The following is a 15,276-nucleotide window of genomic DNA, read 5'->3' on the forward strand; positions in this document are numbered from 1 at the left end:
CGCAAATGACCTGGGATATCCTGCTGACCGATTGCCGTGCCGCCACCATGTCGGAGAACGGCAATCCCTATGGTGCGATCGAAGATGCCGTGATCGCTCTGAAGGACGGCAAGATTGCCTGGGTCGGGGCGCTAAGCGACCTTCCTACCGGTAATGCGAAAGAGCATGTACGCCTCGGCGGGCGCTGGGTCAGTCCCGGCCTTATCGATTGTCATACGCATCTCGTCTATGGCGGCGATCGGGCGGCCGAATTCGAACTTCGCCTCAAAGGCGCCACCTACGAGGAGATCGCCAAGGCCGGCGGCGGCATCGCCTCAACTGTGAAGGCGACGCGTGCCGCCGGGATCGACAGCCTGGCGGCCAGCGCCGCCCGACGCCTTGCCGAGATCACGGCGGAAGGTGTCACGACAATCGAAATCAAATCAGGCTACGGCCTCGACCTTGAGAATGAACGTAAGCAGCTGGCGGCAGCACGGCGCCTGGGCGAGATACACCCGGTCACTATCCGCACCACCTGTCTGGCAGCCCATGCCTTGCCGCCCGAATTCGCCGGCAATAGCGACGGTTATATCGATAAAGTCTGCAACGAGATTCTCCCCACAATCGCGCGGGAAGGTCTTGCCGATGCCGTCGATGCCTTCTGCGAAAAAATCGCCTTCTCCACCGCGCAGACTCGCAGAGTGTTCGAGACCGCCAAGCGCCTCGGCCTGCCAGTGAAACTTCATGCCGAGCAACTCTCGGACCAAGGCGGGACGCAGCTTGCGAGCGAATTCGGCGCACTCTCCTGCGACCATCTGGAATATGTCAGCGATGACGGCATCGCCGCCATGGCGAAATCCGGGGCTGTTGCCGTACTGCTGCCCGGCGCCTTCTATGCGCTGCGCGAAACCAAACTGCCGCCGGTCGATGCCTTCCGCAAGGCCGGGGTGCCGATTGCCATTTCGACCGACCACAACCCCGGTACTTCGCCGACATTGTCGTTGCTGCTGATGCTCAGCATGGCTACGACCTTCTTCCGCATGACGCCGGAGGAAGTGCTGGCCGGGGCGACCCGGCACGCGGCCAGAGCGCTCGGCCTGCAGAAGACGCATGGCCAATTGCAGGCGGGCATGAATGCGGATATCGCGATCTGGTCGGTCGAACGGCCGGCGGAACTCAGCTATTGGTTCGGCAGCAATCCCTGCAGCGGCATTATTCAGAACGGTACGTGGGTAAAGAAATGCGCGTAACTGCCTTGGGTCCTGCGGACTACAAGCGCATGCCGTGGAAGAATGGCGGCGGGTCGACACTGGAATTGCTACAGGACCCGGCCCCCGATGGCGGCTTCAATTGGCGCCTGTCGATTGCAGATGTGGCGACCTCGGGCCCCTTCTCGGCGTTCAACGGCATCGACCGGACGATCATGCTGGTGAAAGGGCATGGCATGGTCCTGAGTTTTGGCGACAGTGCACCACCGGTCGTCCTCTCAAAACCGCTTCAACCGCATTCCTTCAAAGGTGAATGGAAAACGGATTGCCGTCTGGTCGACGGCCCTATCCAGGATTTCAACGTCATGGTGCGGCATGAATGGGGCGCCGCCTCCGTCAACGGCTTCCAATTTGTCGAGGGGCAGAACCTGACCCTCGCCGTCGCACCGCTTGTGCTGCTGCACCTCTTGGAAGGCAGCGTGTCGGTCGCTGGGCACACCATGTCCGAAGCTGATACGCTGCGCCTCGACAGTGAGACGACAGCGCTGACGAAACTCACTGTCCTCAGCCCCAAAGCACGGCTGGTGGTCATTTCACTGAAAGCACATGGGTAATGCTGCAGGCCTACGACTTCATCCCAGGGACGAGCCCACTTCTCATCAGCATGCCACATGTCGGCACGGAGTTGCTGCCGGAAGTCGAAGATGGCCTCACGCCGGAAGCGCAGGGCCTTTGTGATACCGACTGGCATCTGCCGCGCCTCTATGATTTTGCGCGCACTTTGGGCGCTGGCTTGTTGGTCGCGCGCTGGTCGCGCTTCAACATCGATCTCAATCGCCCCTCGGACGACAAACCGCTCTACGCGACGGCGACGACCGGCCTGTACCCGGATATCCTTTTCGACGGCCAACCCTTGTTCCGGCAAGGTGCTGCGCCCGGCGATGGGGTCAGGACGCGGGCCCTAACGGAGATTTGGGAGCCCTACCACAATCGTCTCGGCGCCGAACTGGCGCGGATCAAGAGCACGCATGGCTATGCCGTTCTGTTCGACGCCCATTCGATCAAAGGCTTCATTCCCCGCTTGTTCAGTGGTGAATTGCCCGATTTCAACATCGGCACGAACGACGGCAAGAGCTGCGCGGCCGAACTTGAGACGGCGCTGGCCGCGGCGTGCGACGTGCCGGGATACGAACGGGTCGTCAATGGTCGCTTCAAGGGTGGCTATATCACGCGCCACTATGGTGAACCGGCGAATGGTATCCACGCGGTTCAGCTTGAACTGGCACAGCGCACCTATATGCGCGAAGAGGCGCCTTTCGACTATCAACCCCACCTCGCCACGCGCGTACAGGAGCCTTTGTCGCGGTTTGTCGAGACCCTGGCCCGCTGGCGCCCCGCCTGATCGCCGCAGCGCCACCCTTGCCGCTTAGCGCTCGGCCGCGTAAAAGAAGCCCATGCGCCGCACGCGACCATCGCTGATTGCCTTCAACCGCCCGGTCCTCCGGACGTTGGCGCTCGCCTATGCCCTGTTGCTGCAATCGGTTCTGGGCACGGCGCTGGCCAGCACCCATGCGTTTGCAATGGCCGAGCAGCAGGCACTCGGCCTCGTCAGTTTGTGCGCCGACGGCGCCGTTTCCACGCCGACCAAGCAAGCGCCTGGCAGTCCTGCCAGCGATCGTGATTGCTTCAACTGCAAGACTGCCTGCATCGGGATCGGCGGGCAGATTGCGCTGCCGCAGCCGCCAGCGCCCATCTTCATGCCGGTTGCACCCTGCTCCGCCCCGGCTCCGCGCGCCATTGCCACGCCGCACATTCTGCCGGCGTCTCGCTTTCCCTCAGACCTCGCCAATCGCGCCCCTCCGGTTCGACTGACCTAACCGAAGCCACACTTCCATCAGTCGCAATGGCCGGGCGGGTTCTTCGCGCGGCCTAAATCGAGGGATTTTTCATGTCACTTCCAACTCGGGAGGCGGCGGCGCTGACGCTGCCGCCACTCTATCGGACCATCTGGCGCTGGCACTTTTACGCGGGCCTCTTGGTCATTCCCTTCATGATCATGCTGGCCGTGACCGGCGGGATCTATCTCCTCAAAGATGAGATCAACAACGCCTTCTACGGTTCTTACCTGCAGGTTGCCGCGCAGCCGCAGGAGATGCTGTTGCCATCGGTGATCGTCGAGAACGCCTTGGCGAGCCATCCGGGCAAGCCGTCAACCTATGTACCACCTTCCAGCGCCGATTCCGCAGCCATCGTGACGGTAAAGTCCGAGGCCGGCAAAGAACGGGTCTATGTGAATCCATATGACGGCACCGTCCTGGGCACTCTCGGCGATGCGGGCTTTGCGGGGACCCCGTTCATGAAGTTGGTGCGCAAGATCCACAGCCTCGAATATTTCGGCTGGGTCGCCAACCGCGTGATAGAAATCGTGGCCGGATGGGCCATCATTCTGGTCATCACGGGCATCTATCTGTGGCTCCCACGCGGGCGCGATGTTGGTACCTTCAAAATCCGACAAGGGACGCGGCGGCGGCCATTCTGGCGGGATCTGCACGCCGTGACCGGGATCTACACTGGATTGGTCATCCTCTTCCTGGCTGTGACCGGCCTCCCCTGGTCGGGCTTCTGGGGTGACAAGGTCAACACCTATGCCAACCAGGCTGGGCTCGGCTATCCGACCGGTTACTGGGACGACATCCCCGTCTCGACCGTGCCGATGCAAGATGCGATGAGCCAGATCAACTGGACGATGGAACAGGCGCCGATGCCGGAATCGACGCCGACGGGAGCCCCGGCTTTCAGCATCGACCAGGCCGTCGCGACTTTCGATAAGCTTGGAATCCAACCCGGCTATGTTGTCGATCTGCCGCAGAGTCCGGAGGGCGTCTTTTCGGCCTCCGTCTATCCCGATGAAATTGCGCTGGAGCGGATCATCCACCTCGACCAATACAGCGGGAAAGTTCTCTTCGACGCCGGCTTCAAGGATTTGGGTCCGGTCGGTCAAGCGATCGAATGGGGTGTCAGCGTGCATATGGGGCAGCAATTCGGCCGGGTCAATCAGCTGGTCATGCTGGCCGCATGCCTGGCCATCATCCTGATGTCCGTCTCGGCTATTGTCATGTGGTGGCAGCGACGTCCCAAAGGCAGCCTCGGTGCTCCGCGCACGATACCGAGCTATCGCCTGGCGAAAGGTGTTATCGCTATCGTCGCCGCCCTTGGCCTTCTCTTTCCGCTGACGGGCGCCTCCATCCTGGTTGCGCTGGCGTTCGATTTTCTTTTCCTGAAGGGATTAAAGACTCAACAGGCATAGGACTGACACCGACCTCGGCTGAAAAGCCGAGGTCGGCTGCCACGCAAGGTCTCTGATCTTGGCACGGCCGTTTTGTTCGTGGGATGATCATGGCGTCGGTTCGATCGGAGAACCTTGATGCATCCCATTCTGCAACAGATCGCCGATGCGCTTCTACGCCTCAAGGGTGTCGGGGCATTCGATCCGCTCGCAGTTCCACCACAGGTGTTGCCGCACCTCTTTATCCTCGAGTTGCATCCGGATTCGGCTGCAGGTTCTCATCTGCGCGTCCGTCTAACCGGGACGGCGCTCGATCGGGCATTCGAGCGGAACCTGCGTGGTCACGATCTGGAGGAGTTTCTCCACGGCCCCTATAGTGCCGACGTCCTTGCCGGTTTTCACCGCTGTGCCGCTGAGCACAAGCCCATCTGGATGCGCCAGATCGTCTCCATCCGCGACAAGGTCCCCCGCTTTGTCGAGGGCGTTGCCTGCTTCGTCGCACCGAATCTCATCTATGGCGGACTTGTCTTCGGCGAGATTGCCCGGTCGGATGCGCCCGCCGGATTTGAAATGCAGCTGCTATAGCCGCTTGAAGCTAAGGTTAGATTGCAGCCTTCACGGCGGCAGCAAAGGCGCGACCTGCCTCGATCTCATCGGCATGCCGACCATCCTGCACGACCCAATCGCCGCCGACCATCACATCCTTCACCATGCGGTTGAGGCCGGCGAAAAGCCAACGCCCCAAGATGTCGTCCTTCTCGACATGCGCCAGCAGCGGGTGCTGGCCATCCAGCACGACCAGATCGGCTCGGCTTCCCACGGAAATGCGCCCCATATTCTGCCCCAGAGCCTGCGCGCCACCGGCGAGCGCCGACCGATAGAGATAGCCCGCCACATGTTTGTTGGCATCATGAAGGCGATTGCGCCGCTCATGCTTCAGCCGCTGGCCATATTCCAGCCATCGCAGTTCTTCAACGACACTCAACGAGACGTGACTGTCGGACCCGATCCCAAACCGGCCACCCGCAGCCGCGAAGTCCACGGCCGGAAACAGTCCGTCGCCGAGATTGGCCTCGGTGGTCGGACAAAGGCCCGCCACCGCGCCGCTCGTCACCATGGCAGTCACTTCATTGGCTTCCGCGTGCGTTGCATGAATGAGGCACCAACGGCCGTCGACGGCAACATTGTCGTAGAGCCATTCAATCGGTCGCAGCGCACTCCAGGCCAGGCAATCGTCGACTTCTTTCTGCTGCTCGGCGATGTGGACATGAACGGGGCGGTCGTCTGCACTGCTGCCGAGTACTTCTTTGATCTGCTCCAGCGTCACCGCGCGCAGCGAGTGAAAGCAGAAACCGAGCCTCCGCCCTGGCCCCTGGCAATCTTTGGCAAGGGTCTCCTGCAATTTGAGATAGCCGTCGGTCGAATGGATGAAACGCTTTTGCCCGTCACTTGGCGGCCTTCCCCCGAAGCCTCCATGAGCATAGAGGACAGGCAGCAGCGTCATGCCGATGCCGGCTCGCTCGGCAGCGCGCAAGACACGCCGAGACATTTCCGCCGGGTCCGCGTAAGGCCGGCCATCACTATCGTGGTGCAGATAGTGGAATTCCGCCACCGCCGTATAACCGGCCTTCAGCATGTCGATATAGAGATAACGTGCGATATCCTCCACCTGGTCCGGTGTCAGGCGGCCGACCAGGCGGTACATGACGTCGCGCCATGTCCAGAAACTGTCTTCCGGATTGAGCGCCACCTCGGCGAGTCCCGCCATCGCACGCTGAAACGCATGCGAATGCAGGTTCGGCATTCCCGGGATGACCGGCCCCTGGCATTGAACAGCGTCCTGAGGTGCGCTAGCACCGACATGGACCTTGGTGATGATTCCGCTGCGGTCGAATTCGACGAGGACATTCTGTGCCCAACCTTCGGGCAACAACGCTGTTGGCGCAAAAAGGGACTTGGGCATGGGGGCTATCCGAATAGCTGTCTATACATGTATATATATCTTGGATTTCGGCAAATCTGTCGAGTCCGGTCATTGATCTGGGCGCACATCGAATGAACCAGGACATCGTCCCACATTATCAGCGCGTCAAGCGCATGATCGCCGACCGCATATCGGCTGGTACTTGGAATGCGGGTGACCGGATCTCATCCGAGGCGGAATTGGTCAAGGCGTTCGGGGTCAGCCGGATGACCATCAACCGTGCCCTGCGCGAATTGACGCTTGAGGGCGTCCTCACGCGCGTCCAGGGGGTCGGGACATTCGTGGCGAACGTCAAGCCACAGGCCGCCCTCTTCGAAGTCCGCAACATCGCCGAGGAGATTGCCGAGCGCGGCCACGAGCATCGGGCTGAGGTCATCAGCCTGAAGGCCGAAGCAGCGCCGGACGATGTCGCTGCAACGTTTGGCGTCAGGCCCGGGACGAGGGTCTTCCACTCGCTTCTTCTGCACCGGGAAAATGAGCTGCCGGTACAGATCGAGGACCGCTATGTCGATCCACGGCACGCAGCCGCTTATCTCGATCAGGATTTCACGCGCCAGACACCTTATGTCTATCTGACCGCAATCGCGCCCATCTCAGAAGCCGAGCATATCATCGAGGCGGTGCTGCCGAACGCGACCGAACGCAAGCTGCTGAAAATCGATGCGCAGGAGCCGTGCCTGCAGCTCACCCGCCGCACCTGGTCGGCTGGCAAACCCGTAAGCCACGTGCGGCTTGTCTATCCGGGCAGTCGCTACCGGCTCAGTGGCCGGATCGCACCAAAGTCCTGAAACCCTTCAAGTCCGGATGACGAGCAATGTCTGGCGAATGCCATCAACCTCTTTGTCAGTCAACGGATCGAAGCTGATCGTTGCATTCGGGGCGTGACGGCGCGCCACTTTCTCCATCAGCGAACGCGGGCTGCTCCAGGCCAGACCCGACAATTGTCGCCGCTCCGCAGTCTCGGGGAAATGGATGATGGCAATGCTACCCGGTGACATCAGCGACACGATGTTGCCGATATAGCTGTCGAGGCGCGCCTCGGGAACCTTTGAGCAGACATGCCATGAGCCGATCAACCGGGGCTTGTCTGCCTGCACTTTGGCCAAGGTCTCTGGATTGATAATTCCAAGTTTCGGCTTCTTCTGCTGCACCCATGCTGGATCACGCGCCTCTAGACCCAGCTTGTAGAACTCGTCAGTAATGTCGACGCCCCAGAACTTGCCGGGCTCCAGAAAATCGATGACAGCCGCACCAAGGCGCAACGAGCCGCAGCCATAGTCGACCGCGACATCATTTGGTTGGAGGCCGTACCTCTTAAGAAAATCGAGAAGTTCGGTATGCTCGCGCACGGGCCGGGATGCCGAGCCGATGGCCGGATGACCTGCACCGTGGCGGATCTTCTTCATCACCGAATAGACGTAATAGTCCTCATAGGGCGCGAAGGGATTGCGCAGCCGCCAGCCCAGATAGCGTTTGAACTTGCGCCACCAGCGCTTGACGGTGAACTCGTAAGCCACGGATAACCCCGTTTTGACAATCGGACAGGGCGGCGAACCTAACGAGATTCCGCCGCCACGCCAAGCAATGAGTGCGTCACCTAGTCACTCGACAGGAACCTGTCTTTTCAGTCTTTGTGACCCCAGTCACAGACGGCCGACGCGTGACACCCTAGTTTCTCTCCATGAAGCGGGGTCACCCAACCGTCCCCATCTCCGCTTCAGACCGCGGACGTCTGGTGCCATCCCCACTGGACGTCCGCAATCGTTTCTGGGCCCCTCATCAGAGGGCCTGTCCGGCCAATTTTCTCTGGCGTCTCAGGTCGGTTTGCCAGTCGAAGGCCCTTCCCTCCTCGGAAAAGCTTGTTTATGTAGGGCCGTACTTTGCAATCCTGGCCCGATGGGCAGTCGCAGTGAGTTGCGCTCTGACGCACTTGGCGATAACGCATTGGGCAGTAACCAGTAATCAAAGTCGCCGGCATAGCACAGTGGTAGTGCAGCGGTTTTGTAAACCGAAGGTCGGGGGTTCAAATCCCTCTGCCGGCACCATTTCTCCCCGTCATCCGAATCACCAGTCACCGGACCCTTTGCGGCGGCCAACAGCGTGTGGCCGCCTCCGTTCCGGCGTCGGCGCGGCTGAGCCAACCTCTTTCAGCAAATGATCGTCCAAGCGGTCGAGATCTAGCGGACAAGCTCGTCGCACAGCAGGTTGCCCTGCCCCGGGCTCTCGTCGCGCAAAAGCTGAAGACGGCTACAGGATTTTCTGGCGAATGATCAGCGCCGGCTCAGGCGCCACAGAACCGGCAGAAGGGCGCAAGCCAGAGCCAATTTCACGCCTTCACCGGGCAGGAACGGCAGCAGGCCGCCAGACAGAGCCTTCTCGACACCAAATTGCGCGGCCAGCCAGCCGGTGCCAAGGCTGAAGATCACGACCTCGCCTGCAACGAAGGCCAGCAGCGTCGTGGCGACCGAACGGCCGAGGCCGCGATCGGCGAACCAGCCGACAAGTGTCGCAGCCGCCAGGAAGCCGATCAGATAGCCGGCTGTCGGCCCGGTCATGTAGGCAAGGCCGGTACCGGTGGCGAAGACCGGAAGTCCGATGGCACCTTCAAAGAGATAGGTGAATAAGGTGGCGACCGCGAGACGCGCACCGAAGGCGGCACCGATCATCAGAACGACGAAAGTCTGCATCGTCATCGGCACCGGCCAGAACGGGACCTGAATGCGGGCCGAGATCGCGAGCGCAAGGGTGCCGACCAGGACAGCCAGGACCTGCCGCAAGCGGCTTGCGGCCAGACCCGACCAGAAGGACTCAGCGAGCGTTGCATTCACCGTGATGGCGTTCATGAGAGGCAGATCCTGTAACTAATGGGCAAGAGCGATGGGTGGCTTATATCGGGGAACCGAGCCGCCTGTCATCCTTGATATGAAAGGGGTTTTTCCTTCGCTTGCATAATGGGTTAACGGTGCAAAAGACGCCGTTCTGAGGCAAGTTGCAACCAGCGGGTGGGCCGAGCATGGTGCAATCGGTAGGGCGCCGATCGACGGCCCGCCGACGCCTGCTGCCGAACCTCACGACCGAGTAGTCCGCCCATGCCTTCCTGCCCACCGCCGCCGGACCCGACCGGTCGCAAGCCGCGCTTCTTTCTGCCGATCCTGGCCGGCGCCACTTGGCGCGACCGGGCCATCGCCTGTCTCGGTGCCCTGGTCGGCATTTGCGTCACCTATCTCTTGTGTCGGCTGACGTTGGGAATCTTCAGCACGGGCAGTTTCGGGAACGAGATCGCCCACTTGCCCCTGCTGGTGGCCCCGATGGGCGCGACCGCCGTCTTGCTCTTTGCCGTCCCGGCGAGCCCGCTCGCCCAGCCCTGGCCGATCATCGGTGGCAATTCGATCTCTGCTTTCGTCGGGATCGCCGTCGCCTTGTTGGTGCCGGATCCGATCCTTGCCGCCGGGTTGGCCGTGGCCCTCGCCATCGCTGCGATGTCGGTTTGTCGATGCCTGCACCCGCCGGGTGGCGCCGCTGCCCTGCTTGCCGTCCTGGGCGGCAAGGCTGTGACCGATGCCGGCTTCCTCTTCGCGCTCGATCCGGTGGCGATCAACGCCGCGCTGATCACCCTGGTTGGACTCGCCTACCACCGGTTGCTCAAGCACAACTACCCACATCGACCAGCCCCCGCCCCCGTCAACACGCATGGCACCAGGGATCTGGCGCCGGGAACCCGTATCGGTTTCACAGCCCGTGATATCGACGGCGCGCTGGCCGATCTTGGCGAGACCTTCGACATCGACCGGGGCGATCTCGACCGCCTCCTCTCCCGGGTCGAACTGCGGGCCTTGGAGCGCGGACATGGCAACCTCACCTGCGCCGACATCATGTCGCGGGACATCGTCCATGTCGGACCGCAGACACCGCCGGCGGATGCGCGGGTGCTTCTGCTCACCCGGAACCTCCGTATGCTGCCGGTGCTCGACCCAGCCGGGAAGGTGGTGGGCGCGGTGGGTCTGCGCGAATTGCTCCGCCCCGGCGACACGGTCGAAACCGTCATGTCGCCTGCCTGGACGACAGAGGCCGACCGACCGGCGATCGATCTCATCGCCCCACTCACCGACGGCAAGACCCACGCGGCGGTCATCACGGATGCGGCGGGCCATCTCGCCGGCGTGGTCACGCAGACAGATCTGCTCGCCACCCTTGGCCGCGTGCCGGCTGTTGGATGAGAAGCGAATGCTTTGAAGTGAATGGAATTTGGGTGGACTGGTGAGCCGGGCGGGGTTCGAACCCGCGACCCTCTGATTAAAAGTCAGATGCTCTACCGCTGAGCTACCGGCCCCACCTTCAACTGCGGCGGCGATGAAATCCCATTATCCGGGTGAAAAAGCAAGCCTCATCACCGGTCTGCACCCCAGCGCTCAGCGGGAAATTTAATTTTTTATAATCAGCCTGTTACCGGCCGTCGCTGAAAATCTTCTTCAGATAGTCATTGACCCGTGGCGACACGAATTCATCAATCCGGCCACCCAACCGCCCGATCTCCTTGATGAAACGCGAGGAGATGAATTGCTGGCGCTCTGATGCCATGAGGAAGACCGTCTCGACCTGCGGGTCCAGGCGGGCATTCATGCCGGCCATTTGGAACTCGTACTCGAAGTCCGAAACAGCGCGGAGGCCCCGGATGATGAACTGGGCCCCCATCTCCTCGACGAAATGCATCAGCAGATTGTCGAAGGCACGTACCTCGACCTTGTCCGGGTCGAGGCCGTTCCGGGGGTCCGCAATCTCGGCCTTCATCAGCGACATGCGTTCGTTGATGGTGAGGAGTGGGCCTTTCCCGGCGTTGGTCGAAACGGCAATGATCAGCCGGTCCGCAAGCAGGCAAGCCCGCTTGATGATGTCCATGTGGCCGTTGGTCACCGGATCGAACGTACCCGGATAGACGCCGATCCGCTTGGCCCCGCTGCCCTCAGCCATTGTCCCCTTCCCCCGCGCCTTCGTTGCCCTGGCCGTCGTCTCCCTGGCCGTCGTCACCCGCGGCTCCAGCATCGGGAGCCTGTCCCTCGGTCGCCTCGCCGTTGGCTTCCTCGGCATCCTCGCCCTCATCCCCGATATCGGGCAGGTGGGCGACCGCAACGACCTGTTCGTCGCCGGCAACCTTGAAGACGGTGACGCCCTGGGTCTGACGACGGGCGACGCGGATGTCGTGGACCGGGCAGCGGATCAGCTGTCCGCCATCCGTCACCAGCATGATCTGGTCGCGCTCGGTCACTGGGAACGAGGCGGCAACCGACCCGTTGCGGGCCGACGTTTCGATATTGGCGATGCCCTGGCCACCGCGGCCGGTGACACGGTACTCGTAAGCCGAAGTGCGCTTGCCGAAACCCTTTGCCGTGATGGTGAGGATCAACTCATCCTTGGCCTCAAGCTCTGCCACGCGTTCGGGGGATAGGGTAACGGCATTCTCTGCCGGCGCCTCGTCGGGTTCCGCCGCCCCCTCCTCGCTGCCGCGTCGCTTCTGGGCGGCGATGCGCAGATAGGCGTCGCGTTCCTCGATCTCGACATCGATGTGATTGAGGACCGACATGGAGACGACATTGTCGCCGCTCTCCAGCTTGATGCCGCGCACGCCGACGGAATCGCGGCCGGCAAAGACGCGCACATCGGTCACCGGGAAGCGGATCGCCTTGCCGCTTCTGGCGGCGAGGAGAATGTCGTTCTCGTCGGTGCAGACGGCGACGCCGATCAGCTTGTCGCCCTCTTCCAGCTTCATGGCGATCTTGCCATTGGCCTTCACATCGACGAAATCGCTGAGTTCATTGCGGCGCACATAGCCGCTGGCGGTGGCGAACATGACATGGCTGTTGCGCCAGGTCGCCTCGTCTTCCGGCAGGGGCATCAGGGTCGAGATGGTCTCGCCCTCGCCCAGCGGCAGCATGTTGACCAGTGCCTTGCCGCGCGCCTGCGGGTTGCCCAGCGGCAAGCGATAGACCTTGGTCTTGTAGACCATGCCCTTGGTCGAGAAGAACAAGACCGGCGTATGGGTGTTGGTGACGAAGACTTGGCTTACGAAATCTTCGTCGCGGGTCGACATGCCGGAGCGGCCCTTGCCGCCGCGCCGCTGTGCCCGATAGGCAGAGAGCGGCACGCGCTTGATATAGCCGCCATGAGTCACCGTGACGACCATGTCCTCGCGTTGGATCAGGTCCTCGATATCGTGCTCGAACTCGGAATCCTCGATCGTCGTCTTGCGCGCCGAGCCGAACTGGCTCTTCACGGCAATGAGTTCGTTCTTGAGGATATTGAGGCGCTTGGGTCGGCTTTCCAGCGTCTCCAGGTGATCGGTGATCTCCTTGGAAAGGCCGTTCAGTTCCTCCGCGATCTTGTCCCGCTCGAGGCCGGTCAGGCGCTGCAGGCGCAAGTCCAGAATGGCCTTCGCCTGCGCTTCGGAGAGGCGATAGGTCTCGCCCTCACCCATCGGGTGTTCAGGGTCGTCGATGAGACGGATGAGCGGCGCCACATCGGAAGCCGGCCAATCGCGCGCAAGGAGGCGCTCCTTGGCGACCTGCGGATCCGGCGCCGTGCGGATGAGATGAATCACCTCGTCGATATTGGCGACGGCGATTGCCAAGCCCACCAACACATGGGCCCGCTCCCGCGCCTTACCGAGGTCGAAGATGGTCCGGCGGGTGATCACTTCCTCGCGGAACTCGACGAAGGCGCTGATGATCGATTTCAGCGTCAGCATCTCCGGCTTGCCGCCGTTGAGCGCCAGCATATTCACGCCGAAAGAGGATTGCAGCGGCGTGAAGCGGAAGAGCTGGTTCAGGACCACATCCGCCATCGCGTCGCGCTTCAGTTCGACGACGACGCGGACACCGTCGCGGTCGCTCTCATCGCGGAGATCGGCGATGCCTTCGATGATCTTCTCGCGCACGCATTCGGCCATGCGCTCGATCATGCGGGCCTTGTTCACCTGGTACGGGATTTCGGTGATGACGATCGCTTCGCGGTCCTTGCGGATCTCCTCAACATGGGTACGCCCCCGCATGACGACCGAGCCGCGGCCGAAATGATAGGCTTCGCGGATGCCATTGCGCCCCAGAATGATGCCGCCGGTCGGGAAATCCGGCCCCGGCACGAAGCGCATCAGATCGTCGATGCCGAGGCCCGGATCGTCGACATAGGCACAGCAGGCGTCGATCACTTCGGAAAGATTGTGCGTCGGAATGTTGGTCGCCATGCCGACGGCGATGCCGCCGGCGCCGTTGACGAGCAGATTGGGGAAGCGCGCGGGGAGGACGACCGGCTCCTGGGCGCGGCCGTCGTAATTGTCCTGGAAGTCGACCGTGTCCTTCTCGATATCCTCGAGCAGGGCCTCGGCCGCCTTGGAGAGGCGCGATTCCGTGTAACGCATGGCGGCCGGCGGATCGCCGTCCATCGAGCCGAAATTCCCCTGCCCGTCGACCAGCAACACCCTGAGCGAGAAATCCTGCGCCATGCGCACCAGGGCGTCATAGATCGCCTGATCGCCGTGCGGGTGATAGTTGGCCATCACGTCACCGACCGCGCGGGCCGACTTCTTGAAGCCGCTGGAGGAGGAGAACCCACCCTCGTTCATGGCGTAGAGGATGCGGCGATGGACCGGCTTCAGGCCGTCGCGCACATCGGGCAGCGCGCGGCTGACGATCACGCTCATCGCATAGTCGAGATAGGAGCGCTTCATCTCCTCTTCGATATTGATTGGCGCGATATCGAATCCGGGTGTGGCGGGCGTTTCAGTCACTGGAAATTATGCCTTGTGATTCAATGCTTTATTGGGCAGCGCGGGATCCCCCGAAACCGCGTCCGGAAGATAGCAGATCGGCCCCGGCGCCACAACAAAAGCGGCACGGCTGCAGGCGGAAAAAAGTCAATAAAAACAAAGGCCCGCCGCGATCTGGCGATGGCGGCGGGCAGAAGTCAGGGATGTTTCGGTAGGGGTCACCCGGAACGGGTCGAGTCCGGGTCTTTCAAAGGGTCCGAAAAGGCGCCCGATCAGGCGGCTTTCGGGCCCTCGAAACCGTGGGCGAAACCGGGCATGAACTTGCTCGTGTCGTAGGCATAGAACTCGGCCGGGGCGCGCATCAGATGGTTCGCCGGATCGCGCAGCAACCCCATATCCTGCAACAGGTGGGCGTCGTAATCCGCCAGCACCGTCTCGAGCTTGGGCGAGATCGCCTTGGCGCGGCCACGGAGGAACAGACGGGTCAGCATGATCTAATCTCCAGTTATTTAGCTGCAGTCCGTCGCATGTCCTCATCCGGAGGTTCATGCCGCCCTGCAGCATTTGTTTCGTGGTGGTAATTTAGGACCGAACTGCCCGATTGACACGCGATAGTTAGTAACGGATATGTTTAGCTATGCTAAACAATCCGCGACGTCTTGCCGCCCTGCCCGGCCTGCGGGCCTTCGAAGCCGTGGCGCGCCTCGGCAGTGTCCGCCAGGCGGCGAACGAGCTCAACGTGACGCCAGGGGCCGTCAGCCAGCAGGTCAAGGCCCTGGAGGCCGAAATCGGCGGCGCCCTGGTTCAGCGCCAGGGGACCGGCATCGTCCTCACCCGCGTCGGCCAGGAAGTGAAAGACGACCTCACCCAAGCCTTCCGCATTCTCGCCCGAGTCTCCGACCGGATGCGCAAGGGCCTCAAAGGCCTCTCCCTGCGCCTGCGGATTGAGGACCCGGCGCTGGCCGCCAACTGGCTCCTCACCCGCCTGCAGCGCTACCGCGCCCGGCCCGGCAGCGTCGACGTGGTGCTGGAAACCGCCACCAGCTGGTCGCACCTCGAACCC

General features: G+C 62.0%; 15 protein-coding genes and 2 tRNA genes. 10 read left to right on the plus strand and 7 right to left on the minus strand.

Annotated elements, in window-relative coordinates:
- Positions 1–5 precede the first annotated feature (5 nt).
- The 6 genes from hutI to ACE3PP_RS15665 all read left to right on the plus strand — a co-directional run bounded on the left by hutI (position 6) and on the right by ACE3PP_RS15665 (position 5,058).
- Positions 6–1,229, plus strand: coding sequence for an imidazolonepropionase (hutI, locus tag ACE3PP_RS15640; protein ID WP_374383929.1), 1,224 nt, complete (start codon positions 6–8; stop codon positions 1,227–1,229).
- Entirely contained in the window at positions 1,220–1,801 is a 582-nt protein-coding gene (locus ACE3PP_RS15645) for a HutD family protein (RefSeq protein WP_374383931.1), read from the plus strand. Before hutI ends, ACE3PP_RS15645 begins: the two co-directional genes overlap by 10 nt.
- A complete protein-coding gene (gene hutG / locus ACE3PP_RS15650; protein WP_374383932.1) occupies positions 1,801–2,589 on the plus strand; it encodes an N-formylglutamate deformylase in 789 nt (262 codons plus the stop codon). The genes ACE3PP_RS15645 and hutG overlap by 1 nt, the downstream gene beginning before the upstream one ends.
- 52 nt (positions 2,590–2,641) lie before the next feature.
- Positions 2,642–3,064 (plus strand): hypothetical protein, encoded by a 423-nt coding sequence (locus ACE3PP_RS15655; protein ID WP_374383934.1) that lies wholly within the window; start codon positions 2,642–2,644, stop codon positions 3,062–3,064.
- Between the two features lie 71 nt (positions 3,065–3,135).
- Complete coding sequence (locus ACE3PP_RS15660; RefSeq protein ID WP_374383936.1) at positions 3,136–4,494, plus strand: PepSY-associated TM helix domain-containing protein; 1,359 nt, start codon at positions 3,136–3,138, stop codon at positions 4,492–4,494.
- Positions 4,495–4,611: 117 nt separating this feature from the next.
- On the plus strand, positions 4,612–5,058 hold the full coding sequence (locus ACE3PP_RS15665) for a hypothetical protein (RefSeq protein WP_374383938.1): 447 nt from the start codon (positions 4,612–4,614) through the stop codon (positions 5,056–5,058).
- Between the two features lie 16 nt (positions 5,059–5,074).
- Here ACE3PP_RS15665 and ACE3PP_RS15670 read toward each other — a convergent pair whose 3' ends face one another.
- Positions 5,075–6,436, minus strand: a complete 1,362-nt coding sequence (locus tag ACE3PP_RS15670; RefSeq protein WP_374383940.1) for a formimidoylglutamate deiminase — start codon at positions 6,434–6,436, stop codon at positions 5,075–5,077.
- A 92-nt stretch (positions 6,437–6,528) separates the two neighbouring features.
- On the opposite strand from ACE3PP_RS15670, the gene hutC reads away from it, so the two are divergent.
- On the plus strand, positions 6,529–7,245 hold the full coding sequence (hutC, locus tag ACE3PP_RS15675) for a histidine utilization repressor (RefSeq protein ID WP_374383942.1): 717 nt from the start codon (positions 6,529–6,531) through the stop codon (positions 7,243–7,245).
- Positions 7,246–7,251: 6 nt separating this feature from the next.
- Here the strand turns inward: hutC and ACE3PP_RS15680 are convergent, their stop codons facing one another.
- Positions 7,252–7,974, minus strand: coding sequence for a hypothetical protein (locus ACE3PP_RS15680; RefSeq protein WP_374383944.1), 723 nt, complete (start codon positions 7,972–7,974; stop codon positions 7,252–7,254).
- Between the two features lie 453 nt (positions 7,975–8,427).
- Between ACE3PP_RS15680 and ACE3PP_RS15685 the strand changes: the two genes are divergently transcribed.
- Positions 8,428–8,502: transfer RNA gene (locus tag ACE3PP_RS15685), tRNA-Thr, on the plus strand.
- 225 nt (positions 8,503–8,727) lie between these two features.
- Here ACE3PP_RS15685 and ACE3PP_RS15690 read toward each other — a convergent pair.
- Complete coding sequence (locus ACE3PP_RS15690) at positions 8,728–9,300, minus strand: biotin transporter BioY (RefSeq protein ID WP_374383946.1); 573 nt, start codon at positions 9,298–9,300, stop codon at positions 8,728–8,730.
- 246 nt (positions 9,301–9,546) lie between these two features.
- Here ACE3PP_RS15690 and ACE3PP_RS15695 point away from each other — a divergent pair, with 246 nt between their 5' ends.
- The gene (locus ACE3PP_RS15695; protein WP_374383948.1) at positions 9,547–10,674 is read left to right on the plus strand and encodes an HPP family protein; all 1,128 of its coding nucleotides are present in this window, start codon (positions 9,547–9,549) and stop codon (positions 10,672–10,674) included.
- A gap of 38 nt (positions 10,675–10,712) precedes the next feature.
- Here the strand turns inward: ACE3PP_RS15695 and ACE3PP_RS15700 are convergent.
- From ACE3PP_RS15700 to ACE3PP_RS15715, 4 genes are all read right to left on the minus strand, one after another.
- Positions 10,713–10,787, minus strand: a tRNA-Lys gene (locus ACE3PP_RS15700).
- A 113-nt stretch (positions 10,788–10,900) separates the two neighbouring features.
- Entirely contained in the window at positions 10,901–11,425 is a 525-nt protein-coding gene (coaD, locus tag ACE3PP_RS15705) for a pantetheine-phosphate adenylyltransferase (RefSeq protein ID WP_374383950.1), read from the minus strand.
- The gene (gene gyrA / locus ACE3PP_RS15710) at positions 11,418–14,234 is read right to left on the minus strand and encodes a DNA gyrase subunit A (RefSeq protein ID WP_374383952.1); all 2,817 of its coding nucleotides are present in this window, start codon (positions 14,232–14,234) and stop codon (positions 11,418–11,420) included. Before gyrA ends, coaD begins: the two co-directional genes overlap by 8 nt.
- A gap of 251 nt (positions 14,235–14,485) precedes the next feature.
- Positions 14,486–14,704 (minus strand): hypothetical protein, encoded by a 219-nt coding sequence (locus ACE3PP_RS15715; RefSeq protein WP_374383954.1) that lies wholly within the window; start codon positions 14,702–14,704, stop codon positions 14,486–14,488.
- 146 nt (positions 14,705–14,850) lie between these two features.
- On the opposite strand from ACE3PP_RS15715, the gene ACE3PP_RS15720 reads away from it, so the two are divergent.
- Positions 14,851–15,276: LysR family transcriptional regulator (locus tag ACE3PP_RS15720; protein WP_374383956.1), on the plus strand; the 426-nt coding region annotated here is incomplete at its 3' end.

It is taken from the genome of Dongia sp. (genome assembly GCF_041910485.1).
Classification (GTDB): domain Bacteria; phylum Pseudomonadota; class Alphaproteobacteria; order Dongiales; family Dongiaceae; genus Dongia.